This is a genomic window from Nocardia sp. FDAARGOS_372 (assembly GCF_002554515.1).
GTDB lineage: Bacteria > Actinomycetota > Actinomycetes > Mycobacteriales > Mycobacteriaceae > Nocardia > Nocardia farcinica.
On sequence record NZ_PDDW01000001.1, the window covers coordinates 3250232 to 3273742 of the forward strand.

At 71.1% G+C, this 23511-nt stretch carries 27 protein-coding genes, 1 tRNA gene and 1 pseudogene; 15 read left to right on the forward strand and 14 right to left on the reverse strand.

The features are described 5' to 3' along the window. Nucleotides 1-4: 4 nt before the first annotated feature. From CRM89_RS31350 to CRM89_RS15620, 3 genes and pseudogenes are all read left to right on the forward strand, one after another. On the forward strand, nt 5-355 hold the full coding sequence (locus CRM89_RS31350) for a hypothetical protein (RefSeq protein ID WP_216641976.1): 351 nt from the start codon (nt 5-7) through the stop codon (nt 353-355). Continuing rightward, the gene (locus CRM89_RS15615; RefSeq protein ID WP_098084665.1) at nt 343-780 is read left to right on the forward strand and encodes an NUDIX domain-containing protein; all 438 of its coding nucleotides are present in this window, start codon (nt 343-345) and stop codon (nt 778-780) included. Before CRM89_RS31350 ends, CRM89_RS15615 begins: the two co-directional genes overlap by 13 nt. A 91-nt stretch (nt 781-871) precedes the next feature. Next, a pseudogene (locus CRM89_RS15620) lies at nt 872-1575 on the forward strand (creatininase family protein). Between the two features lie 254 nt (nt 1576-1829). Here CRM89_RS15620 and CRM89_RS15625 read toward each other — a convergent pair. The 6 genes from CRM89_RS15625 to crcB all read right to left on the reverse strand — a co-directional run bounded on the left by CRM89_RS15625 (nt 1830) and on the right by crcB (nt 6659). Beyond that, nucleotides 1830-1905 (reverse strand) — tRNA-Ala (locus CRM89_RS15625). Nucleotides 1906-2045: 140 nt separating this feature from the next. Continuing rightward, the gene (locus CRM89_RS15630; protein ID WP_098084668.1) at nt 2046-2786 is read right to left on the reverse strand and encodes a thioredoxin domain-containing protein; all 741 of its coding nucleotides are present in this window, start codon (nt 2784-2786) and stop codon (nt 2046-2048) included. Nucleotides 2787-2820: 34 nt separating this feature from the next. Next, nucleotides 2821-4107, reverse strand: coding sequence for an MFS transporter (locus CRM89_RS15635; protein WP_098084670.1), 1287 nt, complete (start codon nt 4105-4107; stop codon nt 2821-2823). Next, nucleotides 4104-5741: a phosphoglucomutase (alpha-D-glucose-1,6-bisphosphate-dependent) gene (pgm, locus tag CRM89_RS15640; protein WP_076573833.1), complete on the reverse strand. Its 1638-nt coding sequence runs from the start codon at nt 5739-5741 to the stop codon at nt 4104-4106. The genes CRM89_RS15635 and pgm overlap by 4 nt, the downstream gene beginning before the upstream one ends. Before the next feature lie 47 nt (nt 5742-5788). Continuing rightward, nucleotides 5789-6151 (reverse strand): CrcB family protein, encoded by a 363-nt coding sequence (locus CRM89_RS15645; RefSeq protein WP_041560351.1) that lies wholly within the window; start codon nt 6149-6151, stop codon nt 5789-5791. Between the two features lie 85 nt (nt 6152-6236). Then, complete coding sequence (crcB, locus tag CRM89_RS15650; RefSeq protein ID WP_098084673.1) at nt 6237-6659, reverse strand: fluoride efflux transporter CrcB; 423 nt, start codon at nt 6657-6659, stop codon at nt 6237-6239. Between the two features lie 166 nt (nt 6660-6825). On the opposite strand from crcB, the gene CRM89_RS15655 reads away from it, so the two are divergent. After that, nucleotides 6826-7509 carry a TetR/AcrR family transcriptional regulator gene (locus tag CRM89_RS15655; RefSeq protein WP_011210991.1) on the forward strand — a complete coding sequence of 228 codons (684 nt, stop codon included), beginning with the start codon at nt 6826-6828 and terminating at the stop codon, nt 7507-7509. Between the two features lie 54 nt (nt 7510-7563). Further along, a complete protein-coding gene (locus tag CRM89_RS15660; RefSeq protein ID WP_098084675.1) occupies nt 7564-8862 on the forward strand; it encodes a D-arabinono-1,4-lactone oxidase in 1299 nt (432 codons plus the stop codon). 22 nt (nt 8863-8884) lie between these two features. Here CRM89_RS15660 and CRM89_RS15665 read toward each other — a convergent pair whose 3' ends face one another. After that, nucleotides 8885-9631, reverse strand: a complete 747-nt coding sequence (locus CRM89_RS15665; protein WP_060594681.1) for a Sir2 family NAD-dependent protein deacetylase — start codon at nt 9629-9631, stop codon at nt 8885-8887. A 124-nt stretch (nt 9632-9755) separates the two neighbouring features. Here CRM89_RS15665 and CRM89_RS15670 point away from each other — a divergent pair, with 124 nt between their 5' ends. The 3 genes from CRM89_RS15670 to CRM89_RS15680 all read left to right on the forward strand — a co-directional run bounded on the left by CRM89_RS15670 (nt 9756) and on the right by CRM89_RS15680 (nt 11704). Further along, nucleotides 9756-10667, forward strand: coding sequence for an oxygenase MpaB family protein (locus CRM89_RS15670; RefSeq protein WP_098084678.1), 912 nt, complete (start codon nt 9756-9758; stop codon nt 10665-10667). Between the two features lie 180 nt (nt 10668-10847). Continuing rightward, entirely contained in the window at nt 10848-11261 is a 414-nt protein-coding gene (locus tag CRM89_RS15675) for an arsenate reductase ArsC (protein WP_098084680.1), read from the forward strand. 50 nt (nt 11262-11311) lie between these two features. Next, nucleotides 11312-11704: a VOC family protein gene (locus CRM89_RS15680; RefSeq protein WP_172964518.1), complete on the forward strand. Its 393-nt coding sequence runs from the start codon at nt 11312-11314 to the stop codon at nt 11702-11704. A gap of 18 nt (nt 11705-11722) precedes the next feature. Here CRM89_RS15680 and CRM89_RS15685 read toward each other — a convergent pair whose 3' ends face one another. Then, nucleotides 11723-12430, reverse strand: a complete 708-nt coding sequence (locus CRM89_RS15685; protein ID WP_098084686.1) for a helix-turn-helix transcriptional regulator — start codon at nt 12428-12430, stop codon at nt 11723-11725. A 154-nt stretch (nt 12431-12584) separates the two neighbouring features. On the opposite strand from CRM89_RS15685, the gene CRM89_RS15690 reads away from it, so the two are divergent. Together CRM89_RS15690 and CRM89_RS15695 are read left to right on the forward strand one after the other, a co-directional pair. Beyond that, nucleotides 12585-13058: a YiiD C-terminal domain-containing protein gene (locus tag CRM89_RS15690; protein WP_011210998.1), complete on the forward strand. Its 474-nt coding sequence runs from the start codon at nt 12585-12587 to the stop codon at nt 13056-13058. A 12-nt stretch (nt 13059-13070) separates the two neighbouring features. Continuing rightward, the gene (locus tag CRM89_RS15695) at nt 13071-14006 is read left to right on the forward strand and encodes a threonine/serine dehydratase (protein ID WP_082668816.1); all 936 of its coding nucleotides are present in this window, start codon (nt 13071-13073) and stop codon (nt 14004-14006) included. An 18-nt stretch (nt 14007-14024) separates the two neighbouring features. Here CRM89_RS15695 and CRM89_RS15700 read toward each other — a convergent pair whose 3' ends face one another. Both CRM89_RS15700 and CRM89_RS15705 read right to left on the reverse strand, forming a co-directional pair. Continuing rightward, entirely contained in the window at nt 14025-14321 is a 297-nt protein-coding gene (locus tag CRM89_RS15700; protein WP_011211000.1) for a hypothetical protein, read from the reverse strand. A gap of 389 nt (nt 14322-14710) precedes the next feature. Next, complete coding sequence (locus CRM89_RS15705; protein WP_228822043.1) at nt 14711-16003, reverse strand: glycosyltransferase 87 family protein; 1293 nt, start codon at nt 16001-16003, stop codon at nt 14711-14713. A gap of 174 nt (nt 16004-16177) precedes the next feature. On the opposite strand from CRM89_RS15705, the gene CRM89_RS15710 reads away from it, so the two are divergent. Further along, on the forward strand, nt 16178-17008 hold the full coding sequence (locus CRM89_RS15710; protein WP_098084689.1) for a cyclase family protein: 831 nt from the start codon (nt 16178-16180) through the stop codon (nt 17006-17008). Between the two features lie 5 nt (nt 17009-17013). On the opposite strand, the gene CRM89_RS15715 is transcribed toward CRM89_RS15710, so the two are convergent. Further along, nucleotides 17014-18579 (reverse strand): FAD-binding oxidoreductase, encoded by a 1566-nt coding sequence (locus CRM89_RS15715; protein ID WP_107646872.1) that lies wholly within the window; start codon nt 18577-18579, stop codon nt 17014-17016. Between the two features lie 169 nt (nt 18580-18748). Here CRM89_RS15715 and CRM89_RS15720 point away from each other — a divergent pair, with 169 nt between their 5' ends. Continuing rightward, the gene (locus CRM89_RS15720) at nt 18749-19258 is read left to right on the forward strand and encodes a nucleoside deaminase (RefSeq protein ID WP_098084692.1); all 510 of its coding nucleotides are present in this window, start codon (nt 18749-18751) and stop codon (nt 19256-19258) included. 7 nt (nt 19259-19265) lie between these two features. On the opposite strand, the gene CRM89_RS15725 is transcribed toward CRM89_RS15720, so the two are convergent. Beyond that, nucleotides 19266-19931, reverse strand: a complete 666-nt coding sequence (locus CRM89_RS15725; RefSeq protein ID WP_228822042.1) for a GntR family transcriptional regulator — start codon at nt 19929-19931, stop codon at nt 19266-19268. A 135-nt stretch (nt 19932-20066) separates the two neighbouring features. Here CRM89_RS15725 and CRM89_RS15730 point away from each other — a divergent pair, with 135 nt between their 5' ends. Then, the gene (locus tag CRM89_RS15730) at nt 20067-20855 is read left to right on the forward strand and encodes an AraC family transcriptional regulator (protein ID WP_216641977.1); all 789 of its coding nucleotides are present in this window, start codon (nt 20067-20069) and stop codon (nt 20853-20855) included. 55 nt (nt 20856-20910) lie between these two features. Further along, nucleotides 20911-21534: a class I SAM-dependent methyltransferase gene (locus tag CRM89_RS15735; protein WP_098084698.1), complete on the forward strand. Its 624-nt coding sequence runs from the start codon at nt 20911-20913 to the stop codon at nt 21532-21534. On the opposite strand, the gene CRM89_RS15740 is transcribed toward CRM89_RS15735, so the two are convergent. Next, complete coding sequence (locus CRM89_RS15740; protein ID WP_011211009.1) at nt 21518-21958, reverse strand: Lrp/AsnC family transcriptional regulator; 441 nt, start codon at nt 21956-21958, stop codon at nt 21518-21520. The two genes, CRM89_RS15735 and CRM89_RS15740, sit on opposite strands and share 17 nt — an antisense overlap. Before the next feature lie 108 nt (nt 21959-22066). Here CRM89_RS15740 and CRM89_RS15745 point away from each other — a divergent pair, with 108 nt between their 5' ends. Next, nucleotides 22067-22867, forward strand: coding sequence for a thioesterase family protein (locus CRM89_RS15745; RefSeq protein ID WP_011211010.1), 801 nt, complete (start codon nt 22067-22069; stop codon nt 22865-22867). Between the two features lie 10 nt (nt 22868-22877). Here CRM89_RS15745 and CRM89_RS15750 read toward each other — a convergent pair whose 3' ends face one another. Next, complete coding sequence (locus CRM89_RS15750; RefSeq protein ID WP_098084701.1) at nt 22878-23483, reverse strand: helix-turn-helix domain-containing protein; 606 nt, start codon at nt 23481-23483, stop codon at nt 22878-22880. Between the last annotated feature and the right edge of the window lie 28 nt (nt 23484-23511).

Sequence of the window (23511 nt, forward strand, 5' to 3'; positions counted from 1 at the left end):
TGGGATGACCCTGCAGTACCGCCACGACGAACTCGGCGGGCTTCCCGTCGAACGACTCCACCAGGCTCTGCTCGCCGAAGGCTGCCACGAGATCGACCGCCCCGGCTCTACCTGCCCGCTCAACCTCCTGGAACTCTTCCAGAACCCCAGTACCCTCTTCCCCGAACTCGCCGGCGAATTCACCTACCGGCCCGGCGAATTCCCGCACGCCGAACAGTTGCACCACCACACCCTCAAACTCCCCGTCTGGCACCGAGACCACGACCTGCCCCTGGTCGACCGCTACCTCGACGCCATCGAAAAAACCATCCACCACGCCGACCGTCTGAAAGGATCCACACCATGCCCAGCCTGATCGACGACCTCACCACCACCGCCCACCGCGACGGCGTCCAGCAACTCGTCGTCGGTGCCGTCATCGAACACCAGGACCGCGTCCTGCTCCTGCGCCGACCCGGCAACGACTTCATGGGCGGCATCTGGGAACTGCCCAGCGGCAAGGTCGAACCCGGCGAAAACCTCGACCACGCACTCGCCCGTGAAGTCGAAGAGGAAACTGGCCTCCAGGTCACCGGCATCGGCCGCTACATCGACAGCTTCGACTACCGCTCCGGTAGCGGAAAACACAGTCGCCAATTCAACTTCACCGTCGAATGCGCAGCATCCGAACCCATCCAGCTCACCGAACACGACGCCTACACCTGGACCCCACTCACCGAAGAACCCCCCGTCACCGCCGCCGTCAAACAAACACTCACCACATATCGAAACGCCTATTGAACGGCTCGAGCATCGTGGACGCGGGCGGTACCGGATAAGCGCTGACGAGCGTCCGTCCAGGCGCCCGCCGAAGCAACGAGGAGATAGGTCGATGCGAGAGCTGCTGACCACCGCCACATCGACCGACGAAGCCGCCTGCGGCGCCTCGGTCGTGCCGGTCGGCAGCTTCGAACAACACGGCGACCACCTGCCCCTCATCACCGACACCGCGATCGCCTGCCTCATCGCCACCGAACTCTCCGCCACCTACCCGGTGTTCGTCCTCCCGCCGATCACCGTCAGCTGCTCCCACGAACACGAGGGCTTCCCGGGAACGGTCAGATCAGCGCCTCCAGCCTCATCGCCGTGATCACCGACATCCGCGCCTCCCTGGCCCGCTCGGGAATCGAGAAACTCGTCCTCGTCAACGGTCACGGCGGCAACTACGTGCTCTCCAACATCACCCAGCAGGCCAACGTCGACGGCCGCCACCTCGCACTGTTCCCCGGCCGCTCCGACTGGGACGCCGCCCGCCGCGCAGCCGGCATGCCCACCACCGGCCACGACGACATGCACGGCGGCGAACTGGAAACTTCACTGCTCCTGCACGCCCGCCCCGACCTGGTCCGCGACACCTACAGCACCGCCGACCACGACGCCAGCGACCGCCCGCACCTCCTGGTCACCGGCATGACCGAATACACCGACAACGGGATCATCGGCCGCCCGTCCCTGGCCAAGGCGACGAAGGGCAAAGCGGCGCTGGAAAGCCTCGCCCAGTCCTTCGCCGACCACCTGACCGCGCTCGGCCGGTAACGGAGATTCCTCTCCGAACGAGTCCGCACGCCGCCGAACGGGCCACGAGGCGCAACCCGCTTTACACAATCAGCATTACTTAGGTGATACATAGCGGGAGAGTGTGCGTCGCCGAAAGGAGCGCTGGCCCCGGTCCGGTAACCACCACACCGACAAGAAAAGGACCCTCACACCGGGATTTCGGTGTGAGGGTCATTGTCGTCGAAAACTGTCGTAAAACCGGTCAAATCGGGCATACCAATGGGTATAACCCCTGGTGGAGCTAAGGGGACTCGAACCCCTGACCCCCACACTGCCAGTGTGGTGCGCTACCAGCTGCGCCATAGCCCCTTGGTGGGTCGCGCTCGGTTTCCCTCGCGCCTGATGAAAGTTACACCACCGGCGTGTCCGCAACCAAATCGCCTGGACAACGGGCTGAACATCGGGCGACGTGGGCGGGCGCTCGAGGGGCTGGGCGGCCCGGGATCAGGTCATTTGGTGAGCTGGATCACCCAGTCTTCGGTGTTGGGGTCGAGTTTGCGGTCGCCGTGGAAGACGGAGGGGGTGGCGGCGCGGTCGTCGAGGCGGGCGTTGAGGTCGGCGAGGGCCGATGTGGCGGCGGCGGTGGCGGCGGGGATTTTCGCGCCGGTGTTGATGCAATCAACAGCCTGCTGCGGGGCGCCGGTGGCGCGGGCGAGGTCGGCGAGTTCGTTGTTGCTGTGGTCGTCGCCGCCTTCGGTGGGTTGGTCGGTCACCAGGAGGCGGTCGTGGAAGCGGGCGTACAGGGGGCCGTCGCCGGTGTCGGCGACGCACTGGAGGGCGGCGATGGCGCGGGTGGAGTAGTCGCCGCTGCCGGACTTGGGGTCGAGGAAGGCGACGTAGTGGTAGCGGACGGCGAGGGTGCCCGCGTCGATCTGCTGGGCGATCTCCTGGCCGTAGATGCGCTCGAGGGTGCGGCAGGCGGGGCACAGGGGGTCTTCGAACACGTCGAGGGTGACGCGGGCGTCGGGCTTGCCGAGGGTGATGAGGCCGTCGGGGGCGAGGGACACCGGCACGGCGGGGTCGTGGACGGAGCCGTAGCCGTCGTTGCGGATGGCGGCCTCCTCGTCCTTGCCCCAGCGGAACACCAGGAAGACGATCAGCACGATGACGGCGAGGGCCACGCCGCCGAGGGCGAAGGTCGTGGTGTTCGACATCGGGCGCGGGGTGTAGTTCGGGCGCGGTTCGCTCACGCCCCTACTCTGCCTCGAGTGCTGGGGTCTGCGGTCAGCGACGGTCGGTGTCGTCCTCGGCGGCGCGGTGGGCCAGCTGATATTCGGCGTCGTCGTCGGGGACGGCCGGTGGTTCGGTGCGGGTGGCCGGGCGGGCGAGGGTCTCGGGGACGAACAGCCAGATGGCGGCGGCGACGAACAGCAGGGATCCGGTGATGGACAGGCCGACGCCGTAGGAGGTGGCCTCGACGACGGCGCCGATGAGGACGGGGCCGAGCACGGTGCCGAGGTCGGCGGACATCTGGAAGCCGGCCAGCATGGGGCCGCCGCGGGCCTTCGCGCCGATGATGTCGGCCAGGGCCGCCTGCTCGCTGGGGGTGAGCATGCCGGAACCGAGGCCCGCCACCACGGAGGCGGCCAGCAGCCAGATCAGGTCGGGGGCGAAGCCGATCGCGACGGTGCCGATGCCGCACACCAGGGCGCCGGCGATGAGGAACGGGCGGCGGCCGAATCGGTCCGACAAGCGGCCGGACGCGAACAGCACGGCCACGTTGCCCGCGGCGAACGCGGTGAGCGCCACGCCCGCCATGCCGGGCGGCTGGGCCAGCACCTCGACCACGATGAGCGGCACGAACGCCATCCGCACGCCGAACACGGCCGCGCCGTTGGCGAAGTGCGTCCACAGCAGCGCGGGGTAGGCGGGTTTTGCCAGGCCCTGCCGGAAGGTGAGCACGGGCAGGTCGCCGCCGCTCTCGGCGGCGATGGGCTGCGAATGGCGCAGGCTCACGTAGACGATGCCGGAGGCCACCAGCAGGGCGGCGGCATAGATGAGGAAGGGGGCCCGCAGGCCGAGTCCGGCCAGTGCGCCGCCGACGAGCGGGCCGCTGACCGAGCCGATCAGGAAGCTGGTCGACCACAGTCCCGACACCCGGCCGCGTTGCTCGACCGGCGAGAGCCGGATCACCAGCGCCAGCGACGACACCGTGAACATGGTGGAGCCGATGCCGCCGAGCGAGCGCAGCACCAGCAGCTGCCAGTAGGTCTGGGAGAACGCGCTGGCGCCGGTGGAGATCGCGACGATCAGCAGGCCGCCGAGGTAGACCCAGCGCTCCCCCAGCTTCTGCACCAGCTGCCCGCTGAACGGCGCGAACAGCAGCCGCATGAGCGCGAAGGCGCTGACGATGGCCGACGCGGCCGCCATGCCGACGCCGAAGCTGCGCGCGAACTGCGGCAGCACGGGCGCGACGAGGCCGAAGCCGAGCGCGATGACGAACGCCGCGCCGACCAGTACCTTGATCTCGCCGGGCAGCCCGCGGCCGCCCGACCTGGTACAGCCGCTCACGGCTGGAGCGCCTTGCCCACCATCTCCTCGGCGGCGGCCTGGACCTGGGCGAGGTGCTCGGGGCCCTGGAACGACTCGGCGTAGATCTTGTACTTGTCCTCGGTGCCGGAGGGCCGGGCCGCGAACCAGGCGTTCTCGGTGGTCACCTTCAACCCGCCCAGGGGCGCGCCGTTGCCGGGGGCGCGGGTGAGCACGGCGGTGATCGGCTCGCCGGCGATCTCTTCGCTGGTGATCATGTCCGGTGTCAACTGCGAAAGCAGCTTCTTCTGTTCCGCGCCGGCCGGTGCGTCGATGCGGGCGTAGGCGGGGCTGCCGTACCGGCGCTCGAGTTCGCCGTAGCGGGCCGAGGGGGTCTGGCCGGTGACGGCGGCGATCTCGGCGGCCAGCAGGGCCAGCAGGATGCCGTCCTTGTCGGTGGTCCACACGGTGCCGTCCATGCGCAGGAACGACGCGCCCGCGCTCTCCTCGCCGCCGAAAGCGAGACTGCCACTGAACAATCCGGGCACGAACCATTTGAAGCCGACCGGCACCTCGTGCACCTGACGGCCGAGCACGCTCACCACCCGGTCCACCATCGACGAGGTGACGACGGTCTTGCCGATCTTGGTCAGCGCGTCCCATCCCATCCGGTTGGCGACCAGGTATTCGATGGCGACGGCCAGGAAGTGGTTGGGGTTCATCAGGCCGCCGTCGGGGGTGACGATGCCGTGCCGGTCGGCGTCGGCGTCGTTGCCGGTGGAGATGTCGTAGTCGTCCTTGATCGCGACGAGCCCGGCCATGGCGTAGCGGGAGGAGGGATCCATGCGGATCTTGCCGTCGCTGTCGAGGGTCATGAAACGCCAGGTGGGGTCGACGAACGGGTTGACGACCTCGAGCTCGAGGTCGTAGCGCTGGCCGATCTCCTCCCAGTAGTCGACGCTGGCGCCGCCCATCGGGTCGGCGCCGAGCCGGATGCCCGCGCCGCGAATCGCGTCCAGGTTCAGCACATTCGGCAGGTCGGCGATGTAGTGGTCGAGGTAGTCGTAGCGTTCGACGCCGGTGGCCAGTGCCTGCTGGTAGGTGGCGCGACGCACCCCTGTCAGCCCGTCGGCCAGCAGTTCGTTGGCGCGGGCGGCGATGGCGTCGGTGACGCCGGTGTCGGCCGGACCACCGTGCGGGGGGTTGTATTTGAAGCCGCCGTCGCGGGGCGGGTTGTGCGAGGGGGTCACCACGATGCCGTCGGCCTGGTGCTTGGTGCCGCCGCGGTTGTGCCGCAGCACGGCGTGGCTCAGCGCCGGGGTGGGGGTGTAGCGGTCGCGGGCGTCGATCATGGCGGTGACGCCGTTGCCCGCCAGCACCTCGAGGGCGGTGGTCCAGGCGGGCTCGGACAGCGCGTGGGTGTCGCGGGCCAGGTAGACCGGGCCCGTGATGCCGCGCGTGGCACGGTATTCCACGATCGCCTGGGTGATGGCGAGGATGTGGGCTTCGTTGAACGCGCAGTCCAGGCTGGACCCGCGGTGTCCCGAGGTGCCGAACACCACTCGCTGTGCCGGATCCTGCGGATCGGGCACGCGGCTGAAGTAGGCGGTCACCAGGTGCGCGATGTCGTCCAGGTCGCTCGCGCGCGCGGGACGCCCGGCTCGATCGTGGGCCATGCTCGGGTCTCCCTTCCAGGTCGGCTGCGCCCGGCTCGTCATCAGGATCATGGCGTCACCCAGTTCGTCAGGGACACGGCGGCGTACACCGCGCCCACACTGGCCGCCACGCTGATCACGACGTTGCCCAGCGCGTATCCGTAGGCGCCGTCGGTGACCAGCCGGATGGTCTCGTAACCGAACGTGCTGAAGGTCGTCAGCGCGCCGCAGAATCCGGTGCCCGCCGCGGTGAGCAGCCACCCGTTCGCGCTCGCGCCGATCAGACCGCCCAGCACCGCCGAACCGACAATGTTAACGGTCAAAGTGCCCAGGGGCAGCGGGGAATCGATCCGTGCGGTGACGGCGCGGTCGATCAGGTACCTGACCGGTGCACCGAGCATGCCGCCCAGTAGGACGAGCGCGATGTTCACCCGCTCACCTCCGCGGACCGTCGGCCGGTCATCCGACCCCCTTCCGTCGTGCCGTCGTCGAACCACCGCGGGCGGTGTGCCCGGGTCACCGTCGTGCCGCGCCCGTTGCCCACCGCGCCGCACCCGTGCCGAGCACCACCCCGGCGAGCGCGGCCAGGACCGTGCCCGCGAGGTAGCCGAGCGCTTCGAGCACCGCACCGGATTCGAGCAGTGTACGAATCTCGAGGCCGTAGGTCGAAAAGGTGGTGAAACCACCCAGCAAACCGACGCCGGCGAAGGGGCGCAGCAGTCGATGGGTTACCCACGCCTCGGTCAGCAGAACCATCAGGACGCCGATGGCGAAACATCCGGTGACGTTCACCACGAAGGTCGCCCACGGCACGTGCCCCGGCGGTGTGGGCCACCAGGTCGAGATCAGGTAGCGCAGCAGGGCGCCGAGGCCGCCGCCGAGCGAGATCGCGAGCAGCACCGCGGGATCGAGCGGCGGTACCCGCGCAGGTGCGCTCATCTGCTGTTCTCCTCCCGCGCCGACCCACTGCCCGGGTCATCGTATCGGCCGCTTTCCGGGCCGTCCGGAACGGTCCGGCAAACCTTCGGCACAACCGTCCGGGCCCGGCTGTCGCACCGAATCGGACCGGAGAGAACGTCTCCGGTTAAGCCCCGCCGTTGCTAGCATGGGACGTGTGAAACAGGCCGCGGCACCCTCTCCACCCCGGCGTCTGCGTGCCGACGCAGCGCGCAACCAGCAACGGATCGTGGCGGCCGCGCGCGAGTTGTTCGCCGATCACGGGCTCGAGATCACCCTGGACGATGTCGCCGAGCGGGCGGGCGTCGGCGTGGGCACGGTGTACCGGCGGTTCGCGAACAAGCGCGAACTCATCGCCGAGGTGTTCGAGCAGAACATGCGCGATTTCGCCGTCGCGGCCGAGCAGGCGGCCGCCCACGAGGACCCGTGGCTGGGGCTGGTGGAGTTCTTCGAGTACGCGTGCCGGCACCTGGCCGACAACCGCGGGTTCAGTGAAGTGATGCTGGAACTGCACGACGACCCGGACCATTTCACCCAGTTCCGCGACCGGATCAAGCCGACCATCGCGGCCGTGGTCGACCGCGCGCGGGCGGCCGGAATGCTGCAACCGGAGATCGAGGCGTCCGACTTCTTCGCGCTGGTGCACATGATCGATGCCATCGCCGATTTCGCCAAGCCCGCCAATCCCGAGGTGTGGCAACGATATGCGGCCATCGCGCTGAACGGCGTGCGCGCGGGCGCGGCGCCGCGGATGCCGCTGACCGTGCGGGCGATGACCGAGGACGAGATCGAGCGGGCCAAGGACCACTCCTGCGTCGGCCGTCGGCGATAGCCGAGGGTGCGCCCGGGGTAGCGGGCGTCACACCCATCCCCTACAGTTGGACACATGACCAATTGGGTGAACTGGGCAGGCGATCAGCACTGCGCGCCGGCGCGGGTCGCCGCTCCGCGCAACCCTGACGAGGTGGCCGAACTCCTCGCCGACGCCGCCGCGCGCGGCCGGACCGTGCGCGTGGCGGGAGCGGGCCATTCCTTCACCGACGCCGTGCTCACCGACGGACTGCTGCTCGACCTGTCCGGGATGAACCGCGTGCTGGAACTCGACGCCCGCACCGGGTTGGTGCGGGTGGAGGCGGGCGCCACCCTCAACGCGATCAGCACGACCGCCCACGCGGCCGGCCTGGCCTTCCCGAACCTGGGTGACATCGACGTGCAGACCATCGCGGGCGCCACCGCCACCGGCACCCACGGCACCGGCGCCACCCTGCAGAACATCTCCGCGGCGCTGCACTCGATCGAGCTGGTGCGCGCCGACGGCACCCGCGTGGAGGTCAGTGCCGAGAACGACGCCGAGGCATGGCGGGCGGCACGGGTGAGCATCGGCGCGCTCGGCGTGGTGACCGCGGTGACGCTGCAGCTGGTGCCCTCGTTCGTGCTCGAGGGCATCGAGCGGCCGGTGCCGGTCGACGAGGTGCTCGCCGAGCTGGACTCCTATGTCGACGGCAACGAGCATTTCGAGTTCTACATGTTCGGGCACAGCCCGCTGGCGATGACCAAGCGCAACAATCGGGTCGACCTGCCCGAGCAGCCGCGCGCGAAGGCGGTCGACTGGCTGGCCGACATCGTGTTGAGCAACTACACCTTCGACGCGCTGTGCCGGCTCGGCCGCGCGCAGCCGCGCACCATCCCGTGGATCCACCGGGCCGCCGCCTACGCCGGCAGCTACCGTCGCCAGGTCGATCGCTCCTACCGGGTGTTCGCCTCGCCCAGGCTGATCCGCTTCACCGAGATGGAATACGCCATCCCGCGCGAACATTCGGCAGAGGCGATCCGCGCGATCAAGGAGATCGCCGCCCGTTTCGACACGCCGATGCCGATCGAGGTGCGCTGGGTGGCGCCGGACGACGCGCTGCTCTCCCCCGCGGGCGACCGGGCGACCTGCTACATCGCGGTGCACCAGTACCGCGGCATGGCGTGGGAGCCGTTCTTCCGCGCGTGCGAGGCGGTGTTCGACCGGTATCAGGGCCGCCCGCACTGGGGCAAGCGGCACTTCCAGACCGCCGACACGCTGCGCGAGCGCTACCCGCACTGGGATCGATTCGCCCAGGTGCGCAAGCGGTTCGACCCCGAAGGGCTGTTCGCGAACGAGTATCTGGCGCGCGTGCTCGGACCGATCCCGTCCTGACCGGGCATCCGGCGACCACCGTTCAGGCGTCGAGGATCTCCTTCACCAGCCGGGGCAGGGCGGTGCCGATCGGCTCGTGGACGACCTCGGTGGCGATGCTGTCGTAGGGGGTGGGTTCGGCGTTGACGATGACCAGGTCGGCGCCCGCGTCGACGGCGAGCGCGCACATCGAGGCGGCCGGCTCCACCTGCAACGAGGTGCCGATCGCCAGGAAGATGTCGCTGGTCTGGGCGGTCAGCGCGGCCTTGGTCATGGTGCGCTGATCGAGTTGCTGGCCGAACATGATGGTGGCGGCCTTGAGGATGCCGCCGCACTCCGGGCAGGCCGGATCGGGCTCGCCCGCCTCGACGCGGGCGAGCACGTCGGCCATGCCGGTCTCGTAGTCGCAGCCGACGCAGACGACCTCGAACATGTTGCCGTGGATCTCGACGACCCGCTGAGGCGAGGAGCCGGCGCGCTGATGCAGCCGGTCGACGTTCTGGGTGATGATCGTGACCGCCCGGCCCGCCCGCTCGAGGTCGACCAGCGCGAGGTGCCCGGCGTTCGGTTCGGCCTGCCAGGCGGGGTTGGCGCGGCGGGCCAGCCAGGAGCGCCTGCGCAGGTCCGGGTCGGACAGGTACTGGTCGTAGGTCGACATCAGTTCGGCGATGGGGTCCTCGGTCCACACCCCGCGGGGGCCGCGGAAATCCGGGATGCCGGAGTCGGTGGAGATGCCCGCGCCGGTGAGGACACCGATCCGGCCCGAGCGGGTGCGCCATTGCCTGGTCATGCCGCCAGCCTAGGTGGGTGCGGGCGGGGTGTGGGCGGACACGTTCGGGGAAGCCAAGAGGATGAGAGATTGCTATGCTAATTATCTCATCGTCCTGACACCCGGTCGATCAAAGGAGATCGTGATGACCGCGTCCACCGCAGTCGAGACCGCCCCCAGGCCCGCGCTGCCACCCCGCCGTCCGTTCCAGCCCGGCACCCGCATGTGGGACGAGACCGGCCTGATCACCTTCTCCCTGACCGCGGGCTCGGCCTTCCTGCTGCAGACCATGGAGCCGACCATCTCCGCCGTCGTCGACGAGCACTCGACCTTCCGGACCGACCCGATGGGCCGGGCCGTGCGCAGCCTGTCCTCGGTGATGATGTGGGTCTACGGCGGCGAGGAGGGCGTGGCCGAGGCCGACCGGCTGCGCAGCATGCACGCCTCGCTCAACACCACCGACGCCTCGGGCTTCAAGCACAAGGCGCTGGCCTCGTTCCCGTGGGCCTGGGTGCTGCACACCGGCACCTTCGCGTTCACCAAGAACGCCAAGTACTTCAGCCGCCGCCCGCTCACCGAGGCCGAGAAGCAGGAGTACTACGAGGAGTCGCTGCAGCTGATGCGCAACTTCTCGGTGGCGCCCAAGGAGATCCCCGCCGACTACGCGGAGTTCGAGAAGTTCTTCGACGACGTGGTCGAGAACCACCTGCAGGCCACCGGCACCGCGCGCGACTACCTGCGCACCATCCGCTCGGTCGCCCCGCCCAAGCAGCTGCCCCGGTTCCTGTGGCCGCTGTGGAAGGTGCTGGTGGACCCGATCGGGCGGATGCAGTACTTCGTCACCGTCGGCACCACACCCGAGCCCGCCCGCCGCAAACTGGGGCTGACCTGGACCGAGTCCGACGAACGCAAGCTGCGGGTGCTCGGTTGGTTCATCGCCCGGCTGGTGCCGCTGCTGCCGGAGCGGGTGCGGTACTTCCCGATCGCCTACGAGGCGCGCAAGCTCGAGCGGGACCGCGCGCGGCTGCGGACCGTGATCCAGAAGCGTCCGATCTGAGCGGTATCGATCGCCGGAAACCGCCGCGGCCGTTCGGTCGCGGCGGTTTTCGTTGTATCCCGTACGCTACGACAGCGTTTCGCCCCCGAGCCGCTCGGCGGGCACGCGCCGCGACACGTCCGCGTCCACCGCGGGGACGCGTCCGGCTACGCACCACCCGCCCCACCGAAAGGCGTATCGATGGCCCACAAGCCCCGTGTGCTGTTCGTCTGCGTGCACGACGCCGGCCGCTCGCAGATGGCCGCCGGGTTCCTCGAAGCCCTCGCCGGTGACCGCATCGACGCCCACTCGGCGGGCAGCGCGCCCGCCGAGGCCCTGCACCCGACCGTCGTGGCCGCCATGCGCGAGGTCGGGATCGACATCTCCGGCCGCGCGCCGCGCCCCCTCACCGACGAGGCCGTCGGCGTCTCCGACGTGGTGGTCACCATGGGCTGCGGCGACGCCTGCCCGTTCTTTCCCGGCATCAGCTACCGCGACTGGGTGCTGCCCGACCCGTGCGGCGAGTCCATCGAGGTGGTGCGCACCATCCGTGACCGCATCCGCATCCTGGTGGAGAACCTCATCGGCGAACTCGTGCCCGCGCACACCCCCTGACGTCCGATTCGTTCAAGACCGGCGGCCGCCCTCACCCCTACGGTGACGGTATGAGCGCACAGTTGGACGTCGTCGGCATCATCACCTCGGACATGGCCGCATCCCTTGCCTTCTACCGCAGGCTCGGCCTCGAGTTCCCCGCCGGATCCGAGGACCAGCCGCACGTGGAGGCCACCTTGGCGGGCGGTATGCGGCTGGCCTTGGACACCGAGGACACCATCCGCTCCTTCCACCCCGACTGGCAGCCCACCCGCGGGGGCGGCCGCATCGGCCTCGCCTTCCGCTGCGCCGACCCGGCCGCGGTCGACGCGCTGTATGCCGAGCTGACCGCGGCCGGATACGCGGGCGAGCTGAAGCCTTGGGACGCCGTGTGGGGCCAGCGCTACGCCGTGGTGAACGACCCCGACGGGAACGGCGTCGACCTCTATGCGCCACTGCCCTGAGCGCGATCGGCCGGCCCGCTACCGGATGCCGAGCAGGACGGCGGGCGGCACACCGGCCAACTGGGTGACCTCCCGGGAGAAATGGGCCTGGTCGGCGTAGCCCGCGTGGAAGGCCGCCTGCGCCAAAGGCATTCCGCGGCGCGCCGCCGACAGGGCACGGTGCATGCGGAGGATGCGGGCGAGGGTCTTGGGCCCGTAGCCGAAGGCGGACAGGCTGCGGCGGTGCAGGGCGCGAGGGCCGAGGCCGACCGTGTCGGCGGTCTCGGCCACCGTGGCACCCGTCGCGAGCGTGGCGACGACGGCACGCAGCAGCGGATCGGGCGGGCCGCTGTCGGCGGCCAGCCGCAGGGCGAGCGCTTCGAGGCCGTCGGCCGGGTCGGGGGCCGCGTGCACGGTGGCCGCCAGGGCGCGCACCCGGGCGGCGGGCCACAGGTCGACGAGGTCGACACGGCGGTCCCGGAGTTCGTCGGCGGGCACGCCGAGCAGCGCGGGCGCACTGCCGGGGAAGAAGCGCAGTCCGGCGAACCGGGTGCCGGGCGGGCTGTCGGAGTGGTGCGGCCCGGTGTCGGGACCTGCGACCATCACCGTCCCCTCCCGCCACAGCAGGTCGATGCAGCCGTCGGGCAGCACGGGCACGGACTCCCCCGGCCCGACCGTGCGCGTCCACAGCACCGCCCCGTCCAGCCGGGACGGTCGCTCGCGATACGCACCCGCGGTGTCGGCCACGAGACCGAGCCTAGCGGCGGCGACCGCGCCGCGATTGCCGACCGGGCGACCGGTTCCCTAATCTGAGGTCGCCCGCCCGCACCGTGAGCGGGACCGGCTTGTCGGGGACGCGCGCCCCGGGTGAGGCGGACCGCGCCATCGAAAGGACTCCACGATGACCGACAGCAGCACCGAGGACGCCCCCGCGTTCGCCGACGTCATCAACGGCGCCCTCGAGTACACGATCCCGATCGCGGCCAAAATGGGCATCAAGGCGGTCGAGGCGCGGCGCGGATTCGCCGCCGCCACCGTGCCGTTGGCAGGCAACGGCAACCACTTCGGCGTGATCTACGCGGGCGTGCAGTTCACCGTCGCGGAGATCCTGGGCGGTGCGATCGCGCTGGTCACCTTCGACAGCTCCGCCTACTACCCGCTGGTCAAGGGCTTCGAGATCGCGTTCGTGGGGATGGCGAAGTCGGATCTGCGCGCGGAGGCCTCGTTGACCGAGGAGGAGATCGCCCGCATCGAGGCCGACGCCGCGGCCAACGGCAAGGCCGATTTCACGCTGGAGGCGGTCGTCACCGACACCGACGGCAAGACGGTGGCGGTCACCAAGGGGCTCTATCAATTGCGCGCGCACGGCCGGTGACAGAATCGGCGGGTGCCGATCGAACCGACCGTTATCGACGTCGACGCCGCCGCCGAACGGATCGCCGGGCTGATCCGTCCGGTCACCGTCGCCCCGGCCGAACCGCCGGGTGAGTGCTGGCTGGCGCTGGAGTTCCTCCAGCACACCGGCTCGTTCAAGGCGCGCGGCGCGCAGAACTTCGTGGAGGCCCACCGGCTCGCGGGCACCATGCCCGCCGCCGGGGTGACCATCGCCTCGGGCGGGAACGCCGGACTGGCCTGCGCGTGGGCGGCGGGCAGCCGGGGCGTGCCCGCGACGGTGTTCCTGCCGCGCACCGCGCCCACGGTGAAGGTGGAGCGGCTGCGCGGCTACGGCGCCGAGGTGCGGCTGGTCGGCGCGGAATACGCCGACGCGCTGGCGGCCTGCCGTGACTTCGCCGCCGACTCCGGCGCGCTGATGTCCCACGCCTACGACGATCCACTGATCGCGGCCGGCGCCGGCACGCTGCTCACCGAAATCCACCAGGCGATACCGAAACTGGACACGGTGGTGCTCGCCGTCGGCGGCGGTGGGCTGTTCGCCGGCATCGCCACCGCGGCCGCGCAGCTCGGGGTGCGGACGGTGGCGGTGGAGCCCGAGCGCTGCCGCGCCCTCGACGCCGCGCTGGCCGCGGGCGAACCGGTGGACGTGGAGGTGAACTCGATCGCCGCCGACGCGCTGGGCGCCCGGCGGGTCACCGAGCTGGCGCTGGCCGCCGCCCGGCAGGCCGACACGGTGTCGGTGCTGGTGCCCGACGAGCAGATCGTCGCGGCGCGGCGCGGGCTGTGGGCCGAACGGCGTCTCGCGGTCGAGCATGCCGCCGCGACCGCGCTCGCGGCCCTGGAATCGGGCGCCTACCGGCCCGCGCCGGGCGAACGCGTCTGTGTCGTGTTGTGCGGGGCCAACACCGACCCCGCCGATCTGGGCTGACGGATCGCGCGGGCGGTTTCAGCCGCCCATGACCGCGTTCATGATGGTGCCCGCGCTGGTGGCGACCGCACCGCCGAGCATCGCGCCCGCCACCATCTTCGGTGACTGCAACGCGCCGCCGCTCCACTTCTCCCACGCGAAGCGGCCACCGGCGAAGGTGATGGCCGCGATGCCCGAGAGCAGCACGAACCAGGTGAAATAGCGGGTCATCTGCAGGATCTTGTCCGACATCGGCGGCGCCTCGGGGGTCGGGTTGCCGACCTGGGCCAGAACCGTGCCGTAGAAGTCTTGTGCCGCAGAGAGAACCGTGCTCACAGCCGTACCCCTCTTCGATGTCAGCGTGCTCCGAATACGTCGTGTTCGAGAACGTGCCGGGATGTCAACGTGCTGGGATGTCAACGTGCCGGGATGTCAACGTGCCGAGATGTCGCCGTGCTGAGATGTGAACGGGTCGAGATGTCACCGATCGTGCGAACCGCCGTCGAGGATGCTACTAGCTCGCCCGCGGAAATTTCTGATACCACGACCATTTCGTGTCGCAGCCGATCCGTTTCGTGATCTTTCCGGGCCGCCGATTCTCAGCCGCCTCTCATCCGGGGTGGGGCGGCGGTCTCAGGAACGCCCGGTTGAATCCTCGGTGGCTGCCACGCCCGGCCCCGCGCCGGGCGGTAGGCAGCGCCAATCTCGGCGAGGCGCGGCCCGCCTCAGGAGGAGACCGGCTGGGGTTGCGGCAGTTCGGCCGGTGCCGCGCCGGGCGCGGTGAGCGGCTGCCGGGAGCGCCGGTAAGCGAGCAGATAGAGCACGACGAGCAGCACGCTCAACCAGACGTAGGTGTTGCCGACGACGTGCTGGGTGGGTGTCCACAGCGATTCGCGCTTCTCCCCGTTCGGCAGCCAGTTCTGCGGCCCGTACACGAACACCGCCGCCGTGACCGTCGCGACCGCGCACGGCCCGAGCGCCCGGCGCAGCGGCAACCGCACCGCGTAACCGACGATCGCGAACAGCGCGGGCGCGATCCACACCCAGTGGTGCGACCACGAGATCGGCGAGAGCAGCAGCGTGAAGACCGCGTTGATCGCCAACGCGAGCGCGGGCAGCTCGGCGGCGCGGCGCATGGCCGCCACCACCAGCGCCAGCACCACCGCGCCCAACCCCAGCCAGATCAGCGTGAACGCGGGCTCGGGCACCCGCAGCCGCGCCAGCACCGCCTGGATGGACTGATTGGTGTGGAAGGCCGAGCCGCTGAGCCCGTCCACATTGCCAAGGCCGCCGAACCAATACTTCATCGACGCGCTCGGCAGCACCGCGAAGCTCAGCGCGGTGGCGGCGGCGCCGGTGATCGCGGCGGTGACGGCCGCCTTGTAGTCCTTGCGGACCAGGAAGTACAGCACGAAGGCGGCCGGGGTCAGTTTGATGGCGGCGGCCAGACCGATCAGCATGCCGCGCCGCCACTTCGGTTTCTCGGTGAGGCAGTCCGCCGCGACCAGCGCCATCAGCAGCAGGTTGACCTGGCCGAAGTCCAGCGTCGAGCGGGTCGGTTCGAGCAGCATCGCCAACGGCAGGGCGCAGGCGGTGGCGAACAGGGCGGTGCGCCGCTCGGTCTCCCCCGGCCACACCCGGCGGGCGACCAGGTACAGCGTCAGCGCCAGTGCGGCGGTGGAGGTGACGAAGAAGGAGAACGCCGCGATGTCCCAGGGCAGCAGCGCGAAGGGCGCGAGCACCAGGGCCGCGAACGGCGGATAGATGAAGGGCAGGCCGATGCCGATGGTGGTCTGCGGCAGCTGGCCGTACATGTCCCCGCCGTGCCGCAGCGCTTCCACGCCGAGGCGATAGACCTGCAGGTCGATGAACCCGCCGGTGATCTCCTCGAACGGCCACAACGGCAGCGTCATGCACAGCCAGGCGAATACGACGAGCAGCGCGGGCACGAGCCACACCGAACGCCCGACACGGCGGTTCGACGGCATCGGCACATCCTCGCGGGGGAGACTACTCATCCGCGGCGACTATACCGACCTGCCGGCCGCGCTTCGACGGCAGTCACCCGATCCCCGCTGCTCAGGCAGTTGCCGTCGGATAACTCCCGGTGCGGTCGTGCTGCCGCCACCGCGGCCGCACCGGCGGTAGGGTCACTGCGCCCGCACCGTCGTCTCCCGGAGGCCGATTCCCCGATGTGTGCTCCGAAGATCGTCCAGATCGCGCACGACCGTGCCGCGGCGCCGACCAGGCGCGGCTTCCTCGGCGCCGTCGGTGCGGCGGCGCTGGCCGTCACGGCGGCGCCCGCGCGGGCCGAGCCCGCTCCGGGCATTCCAGCGGGTGCGCGGGTCGTCGATCTGACGCATCCGCTCGGCCCCGCCCTGCCCACCTGGCCGGGGACGCCGCCGTTCACCGTCGTCCCGGTCTCCTGGCACGCCTCCGGCGGGTTCGCCCAGAACGCGCTCGCCTACTGGGAACACTCCGGCACGCACCTGGACGCGCCCGTGCACCGGATCCCCGACGGCGCGAGCACCGACCGGGTGCCCGCGAGCGACCTCGTGGCGCCCCTGGTCGTCGTCGACATCAGCGCGCGAGCGGCCACCGACCCCGACGCCGCGCTCACCGTCGCCGACCTCGACCGGTGGCAGCGCGCGCACGGGCCGATCCCGTCGCGCGCGTTCGTCGCCGTGTACTCGGGGTGGGAGCACCGGCTCGGCGACCCGGCCGCCTTCCTGAACCTCGACCCCGCGGGCACCCCGCACGCACCCGGCATCGAGCCCGAGGCGGCCGAGCACCTGATCGCCGAGCACGACGTGGTGGGACTCGGCGTCGACACGCTCAGCCTCGACCACGGCCGCAGCCGCGACTACGCCGCGCACACCGTCGTGCTCGGCGCGGGCCGCTACGGGGTGGAGATGCTGGCCGGCCTCGCGACGGTGCCGCCGAGCGGGGCGACCGTGGTGGTCGGCGCGCCGAAGCACGTCGGCGGCACCGGGGGGCCGTGCCGGGTGCTCGCGTTGGTCTGAGCGGCTCAGTCGGGTTCGCCGACCGCCAACCGGTGCCGGAACACGCCGGTCGGGTCCCAGGTCTGCTTCACGCGCAGCAGCTCGGGGTAGTTGTCGCCGTAGTAGAAGCGGTGCCAGGGCACTCCGGTGTCGTTCCATTGCCGGTCGGCGAGGTCCGGGTCGGGGTAGTTGATGTAGCAGCCGCCGTTGCGGTCGTTCGGGACCGGCACGCCACCGGTGTCCGCGTACAGGTCCGCGAAGACCTGGCGGGACCAGCTCAGGTGGCGTTCGTCGTCGAAGGGGAGCCGCCAGGCCGCGTGGATGAGCATCTGCATGAAGGAGTCGCGGGCCGGCATCGCGGTGGCATCGGGCGCGACGGCGTTGACGGCGCCGCCCAGCGGCAGGAACTCCACCTCGGTCTCCCCGAGGGCGGCGAGATCGAGCAGGTGCCGGTGCAGGGTGCGCAGTTGGTCGGTGCTGTAGGCGCGGCGCAGGAACGCGGCCTTGACCTTCACCCGTGGCGGGGTCGGCCCCTTCGGGTAGTACACCTGGCCGACGGTGTCCTGATACGACAGCGTGGCGACCGGCTGCACGACCGGTACCGCGCCGACGCCGTCCATCAACGCGGCGACGAACTCGTCGAAACGTGCTCGCGCGTCCGGTCTCTCGGCGTCGAGCAGGATGAGCAGCTGCGCGAAGGACGTGCCGACGGTGCGGAAGCTGAGCGGCGCGTAGAGACCGTCGAACGGATCGCCCGGCGCGCTGTGCCGTTCGAAGAAGGCCAGGTAGTTGCCGAGGAACCGCAGGAAATCGGCTTCCCCGAGCATGGGCAGCACCAGCCGCGAATGCAGCAGGGCCGTGGGCGGTTTCGGCAGCGCGGTGCGCGGGTCGGCACCGTCGGCGGCGCGCGAACGGAACAGGAAGCGCGTCACCACGCCGAAGTTGCCGCCACCGCCGCCGGTGTGCGCCCACCACAGGTCGCGGTGCGGTCCGTCGGCGGTGGCCGTCACCACGGTCGCGGTGCCAGTGGCGTCGACGGTGACCACCTCGACCCCGAACAGGTGGTCGGCGACCAGTCCGTGCCGCCGCGAGAGGGGGCCGTAACCGCCGCCGGTCGCGTGCCCGCCCAGACCGACGCCGAGGCAGATGCCCGCGGGCAGCGTGACGCCCCAGCCCTCCCGCAGGGCCCGATAGGCCGCGCCGATCTCGGTGCCCGCGCCGACCGAGAACGCGCGGTGGGTCTCGTCCCAGCGCACCTCGGTCATACCGCCCAGGTCGACGATGGCGCGGGTCTCGGCACTGTCGACGAAGTCGTCGAAGCAGTGCCCGCCGGAGCGCACAGCGAGCCGGGTGCCGTCGGCCACCGCCCGCTGCACCGCCTCGCGCACCTGCTCGGTGTCGGTGGGCAGGAAGATACGGGCGGGCCGGGCGACGAAGCGGCGGTTGTAGCCGCGCAGGGTCAGCGGGACGTACCGGAGATCCCCCGGCTCCACCACCGTCAGCGGCGCGGCGTGCGCGCCCGGTGCACCGAGCAGCGCGGCAGCGCCACCGGCCGCGGCGGCGGCCATGAACCTGCGACGGGTCACCGGCATACGTCGTCTCCTCGTCCGTGCGGCGTTCGGGCAGGCCAACGCTAACGTGACCGGCGTCGCCGCCGCCCACGGACACGGCGTGTCCCGACATTCGGCGCTCGGTGTCGCTCCGGTGCCGGGCCCGCCACAGGCAAGACACTTTTGGTATACCAAACGCTATCCTGGGCTCATGAGTGAACCGACGAACACAGCCGCGATCACCGAGGCGGACCGCGCTCACCTGCGCCGATGTGTGGAACTGGCGCGGGCGGCGCTGGCGGAGGGGGACGAACCGTTCGGGTCGGTGTTGGTGGACGGGGCGGGCGAGGTGCGGTTCGAGGCGCGCAACGCGATCGTCTCCGGCGATCCCACCCGGCATCCGGAGTTCGAGATCGCGCGGTGGGCGGGCACCCATCTGTCCTCGGCCGAGCGCGCCGCGAGCACGGTCTACACCTCCGGGGAGCACTGCCCGATGTGCAGCGCGGCACACGCCTGGGCGGGGCTGGGCCGCATCGTGTACGCGGTGAGTTCGGCCCAGCTCACGCGGTGGCGGGCGGGGTGGGGGATGCCGCCCGGGCCGGTGGCGGCGCTGCCGATCGGCACGGTGGCGCCGGGTGTGCCGGTCGCGGGACCGGATCCGCTGTTCGAGGAGGAGATGCGGGCTCTGCACGCGGAGCTGGCCGCGCGCCTCGCCGGGTAGCGGGGTCTCAGGCCGGGCGATCCCGCTCGGTCCGGCCGGTCGCTCGCGTGTCCGCCCGGCGCGCGGCCAAGCCGCGGCTGGTCTCGATGTGCGCCACCGCCAGTGCCTCGGCGCGCGCGGTGTCGCGGGCGGCGATCGCCGCGTACAGCCGCTCGTGTTCGTCGGCGACCAGGCCGAGGTCGTCGTGTCTGCCGAGCAGCCAGCGCATCCGGCTGCGCAATGTCGCCTCGAGTTCGAGCAGCAGGTCGTTGCCGGCCAGCCGGGTGACGGTCTCGTGGAAATCGGCGGCGGCGCGGCGGGCGCGCGGGGCGTCGCCGGCGCGGGCGGCCGCCTGTTCCTCGTCGAGCACGGCGCGCAGTTCGGCGAGTCCGGCGCGGGTCGCCCGCTGCGCGGCCAACCGGAAGGCCAGCACGTCGACGGCGGAGCGCACCTCGAGCAGGTCGGCGACGTCGGCCGGGGTGAATTCGCGCACCACCGCCCAGCTCCGCGGCCGCGCCGTCACCAGTCCTTCGGCGACCAGCACGCGCAGCGCTTCGCGTACCGGCAACCGGCTCACGCCCAGCTCGGCGGCCAGCTCGCGCTCGACCAGCCTGCTTCCCGGCGCCCGCACGCCCCCGACGATCTGGTCGCGCAACTGCCGCGTCACCCGGTCGGACTCCGACTCGAACCCCATACGGCCCATCCTCGCACCCGCACCACCGCTTTGGTATCCCATCGCTGTCGGCCTCGCCGCCGGCGATGCGGTCGGGAACCAGGCGCCCCCGCGGTGACGTTGTCCACCCGGGCGCCGCGGTCCTAGCCTGAAACCGTGCGGCCTATCGTCTGCGAGCGCGAACTGGGCGAGGGCTGGGAGCTGACCCGCCCGACCACCGCCGCACTGCCCGGCGTGCGGATGAGCGGATTCCACGATCGCGGCACCGGCGGACTGGACATGCAGGTGGCCGCGCTGTCGGCGGTCACGGTGGTGATCGATCTCGGCGACCACCCCCTGTCGGTGGCCGAGGACGCCGCACCGCGCACGGTCGACAGCCTGGTGGCCGGGCTGGCCCCCGCACCGCACCGGGTCCGGACGGCGGCGCTGGAATGTCTGGAGCTGCGGCTCTCGCCCGTGACCGCCTACGCCCTGCTCGATGCGGCGCCGTCGGAACTCAACGGCGTGCCGAGCGCCGAGGACCTCTGGGGCGCACCCGCCCGGCGGCTGCGGGAACGTCTCCGCGACACGCAGACCTGGCCGGAACGCTTCGCGCTCGCGACCGACTTCCTGGCCGGCCACGACACCGGACGGTCGATGGACCCGGAGGTCACCGCCGCCTGGCACACCATGCTCACCCGCAACGGGCAGGTGCGGATCGCGGAACTGGCCGAGACGACCGGGTGGAGCCGCAAACGCCTGTGGTCGCGATTCACCGCCCAGGTCGGCGTGACCCCCAAACGGGCCGCGATGGTGGTGCGCTTCCGCCGCGCGTTCGACCTGCTGCTGGCCGGACACCCGCCGGCCGAGGTGGCCGCCCGCTGCGGCTACACCGACCAATCGCACCTGCACCGCGACGTCACCGCCTTCTCCGGCCTCACCCCCGGCCTGCTCGCGACAGCGTGACCGGCGGGAACATTTCTGCAAGACCGCGGCCCGGCCCGGCGGCGACAGTGACCGCATGGGCTTCTACACCGACCAGATCGTGCCGCGCATCTTCCACGCCGTGTGCGGGTCGAAAGACCATGATCCGCTCCGGCAACGCACCTGCGCCGGCCTGCACGGGCGGGTGCTCGAGGTGGGCTTCGGCAGCGGGCTCAACATCCCCTTCTACCCCGACGACGTGGAACGGGTGGCGGGGATCGACCCGGCCGCGGTGGCCTGGCGACTGGCCCGCAAACAGCTCGCGCGGAGCAGGATTCCCGTCGAGCGGGCGGGACTCGACGGCCGCTCGCTGCCCTTCGACGACGGCACCTTCGACTGCGCGCTGTCCACCTTCACGCTGTGCAGCATCCCCGAGGTCGAGACGGCGCTCGCCGAGATCCGCCGGGTGCTGGTGCCGGGCGGCGCCTTTCACTTCGTCGAGCACGGCAAGGCGCCCGACCCGCGCGTGCACCGGTGGCAGCGACGGCTCGACCCGTTCCAGCGACGCGCCTTCGCCGGCTGCCATCTCGCCCGCGACATCCCTCGGCTGATCCGCGCGGCCGGCTTCACCATCCGCGAGATGGACACCTTCTACCAGCCCGGCGGGCCGAAATACCTTGCCGCGCTGTCGCTGGGCGTCGCGGTCAATCCAACTGCTTGACGGTCTTCATGGTGAAACGGGAAACCACCCGCTCGACCTTCGGGATCGTCATCACATGCCTGCTGAGGAAGCGCTCGTAGGCGGTGAGGTCGGCGACGGCGACGCGCACGAAATAGTCGGGAGTGCCGAACAGCCTGCGCAATTCACGCACCTCGGCGAAGCCGCGCATGGTGGTCTCGAAATGCTCGGTGGTGCGGGCGTCGTGGCTTTCGAGCGAGAGGTCGAGCAGCACCTCGAAGGCGCGGCCGAGGCGCTCCGGATCCACGACGGCGCGGTAGCCACGGATGACGCCCGCCGCCTCCAACCGGTGCACGCGGCGCAGGCACGGGCCGGGGGTGAGACCGACGCGAGCGGCCAGCTCCACGTTGGTGAGGCGGCCGTCACGCTCCAACTCCTCGACTATTGCCCGATCCAGCGTGTCCACGGAAGAATATTGCGCCGATCCCGGACGTCAGCGCAATTCCAGCAATCAAACTGCTCGGTCCGTGCGAGAGGATGGAGAGGCATCCCACTCACCGGAAAGGGCGTTCCGTTGACCGAGACCACCGAGCCCGATCACTTCTTCCGCCGCACCGGCGCACACCGCTTCGTGCCCACCGCCCGCACCGGCGGGGCGTGGTCCGCCGACGAGCAGCACTTCAGCCCGATCAGCGGACTCCTGCTGCACGAGATCGAGCGGGTGCGCGCCGACCAGCAGCGACCGGCCCTGCTGATGAGCCGCATCAGCTACGACATCCTGGGCCGGATCGGGGTCGAGGAGTTCGATATCGAGGTCGAGGTGGTCCGCCCGGGCCGCACCATCGAGCTGGTGCAGGCCACCGCGGTGATCGGCGGACGACCCACCGTCACCGCCCGCGTCTGGCTGCTCACCGCGGTGGACACGGCCGCGGTGGCGGGCGGCGCGCCCGACCCGCTGCCGCATCCGGAGACGCTGGAGCCGTGGCCGCTGTCCTCGGTGTGGCCCGGTGGATACATCGCCGCCCTCGACGCCCGCCCGGTGACGCCGCCGCGGCCCGGCCGCACCGCCGCCTGGGTCTCGACTCCCGTCGACCTGGTGGCCGACGAGAAGGCGAGCGACCTGGCCTCCTTCCTCGCCCTGGTCGACACCGCCAACGGCATCGCCGTGCGCCGCGACCCGCGCGAATGGATGTTCCCCAACGTCGACCTCACCATCCACCTGTACCGGCAGCCGAGCGGACCGTGGACCGGGCTGGACACCACCGTCACCTGGGGCGCCGACGGCCAAGGGCTGACCAGCACGGTGTTGCACGACATCCACGGTCCGGTCGGGCGAGCCGAGCAGATCCTGACGGTGCGCCCGCAGCACGGCTGAGCGCGGGATTTCACTCCGACGCCGGGCCGAGTACGCCGTGCGCGAGCGCGGTCAACGCCGCGGCGATCTGCTCCGAGGCCAGCCCGCGCGCACGCTGATGCAGGTAGACCTCCGCGGCGAGCGGGGCCAGCAACACGTCGACGAGCGAATCCGGCTGCGGCACACCGGCTTCGGTCAACAGCACCCGCACGTGGGCCGACCAGAACCCGTACGCGCCGGTGCGGAAACGCGCGCCGCCGCTCTCGGCGCCCAGCGCGAGCGCCGCGTGCGCGTCGAGCAGATCGACCATCGCCCGATAGAACGCGGCCAGCCGGTCGGCGGGTGCCGCGCCGGGGCCCAGCGGCGGCTCGCCGTGCAGCAACTGTTCCTGCAGGGCGCGTTCGTGCCGATCCAGCAGAGCGACCGCGATGGCCCCGGTATCGGGATAGCGTCGGTAGAGCGTGCCGCGGCCGACGCCTGCCGCTTTGGCGATGTCGTCCATGGTGACGCCGCGCGGGTCGCGGGTGGCGAACAGGTCGGCGGCGGCGGCGAGAATCCTGGCCCGGTTGCGCGCCGCGTCCGCCCGCTCGGCGATGCCCCCCGCCTGCTCGGCGAGGAGGTCGGCGCGAATGTCCATGTCCGCACTGTAGCCGAACCCGGGAATA

What these genes read in the sequence shown, in the direction of transcription:
- CRM89_RS15680 (WP_172964518.1), top strand. Translation starts at nt 11,312, where the DNA reads ATGAGCGCACAGTTGGACGTCGTCGGCATCATCACCTCGGACATGGCC.
- CRM89_RS15715 (WP_107646872.1), bottom strand. Translation starts at nt 18,579, where the DNA reads ATGCCGGTGACCCGTCGCAGGTTCATGGCCGCCGCCGCGGCCGGTGGC.
- pgm (WP_076573833.1), bottom strand. Translation starts at nt 5,741, where the DNA reads ATGGCCCACGATCGAGCCGGGCGTCCCGCGCGCGCGAGCGACCTGGAC.
- CRM89_RS15675 (WP_098084680.1), top strand. Translation starts at nt 10,848, where the DNA reads ATGGCCCACAAGCCCCGTGTGCTGTTCGTCTGCGTGCACGACGCCGGC.
- CRM89_RS15720 (WP_098084692.1), top strand. Translation starts at nt 18,749, where the DNA reads ATGAGTGAACCGACGAACACAGCCGCGATCACCGAGGCGGACCGCGCT.
- CRM89_RS15670 (WP_098084678.1), top strand. Translation starts at nt 9,756, where the DNA reads ATGACCGCGTCCACCGCAGTCGAGACCGCCCCCAGGCCCGCGCTGCCA.
- CRM89_RS15725 (WP_228822042.1), bottom strand. Translation starts at nt 19,931, where the DNA reads ATGGGGTTCGAGTCGGAGTCCGACCGGGTGACGCGGCAGTTGCGCGAC.
- CRM89_RS31350 (WP_216641976.1), top strand. Translation starts at nt 5, where the DNA reads ATGACCCTGCAGTACCGCCACGACGAACTCGGCGGGCTTCCCGTCGAA.
- CRM89_RS15665 (WP_060594681.1), bottom strand. Translation starts at nt 9,631, where the DNA reads ATGACCAGGCAATGGCGCACCCGCTCGGGCCGGATCGGTGTCCTCACC.
- CRM89_RS15655 (WP_011210991.1), top strand. Translation starts at nt 6,826, where the DNA reads ATGGGACGTGTGAAACAGGCCGCGGCACCCTCTCCACCCCGGCGTCTG.
- CRM89_RS15710 (WP_098084689.1), top strand. Translation starts at nt 16,178, where the DNA reads ATGTGTGCTCCGAAGATCGTCCAGATCGCGCACGACCGTGCCGCGGCG.
- CRM89_RS15690 (WP_011210998.1), top strand. Translation starts at nt 12,585, where the DNA reads ATGACCGACAGCAGCACCGAGGACGCCCCCGCGTTCGCCGACGTCATC.
- CRM89_RS15660 (WP_098084675.1), top strand. Translation starts at nt 7,564, where the DNA reads ATGACCAATTGGGTGAACTGGGCAGGCGATCAGCACTGCGCGCCGGCG.
- CRM89_RS15705 (WP_228822043.1), bottom strand. Translation starts at nt 16,003, where the DNA reads ATGAGTAGTCTCCCCCGCGAGGATGTGCCGATGCCGTCGAACCGCCGT.
- CRM89_RS15750 (WP_098084701.1), bottom strand. Translation starts at nt 23,483, where the DNA reads ATGGACATTCGCGCCGACCTCCTCGCCGAGCAGGCGGGGGGCATCGCC.
- CRM89_RS15615 (WP_098084665.1), top strand. Translation starts at nt 343, where the DNA reads ATGCCCAGCCTGATCGACGACCTCACCACCACCGCCCACCGCGACGGC.
- crcB (WP_098084673.1), bottom strand. Translation starts at nt 6,659, where the DNA reads ATGAGCGCACCTGCGCGGGTACCGCCGCTCGATCCCGCGGTGCTGCTC.
- CRM89_RS15735 (WP_098084698.1), top strand. Translation starts at nt 20,911, where the DNA reads ATGGGCTTCTACACCGACCAGATCGTGCCGCGCATCTTCCACGCCGTG.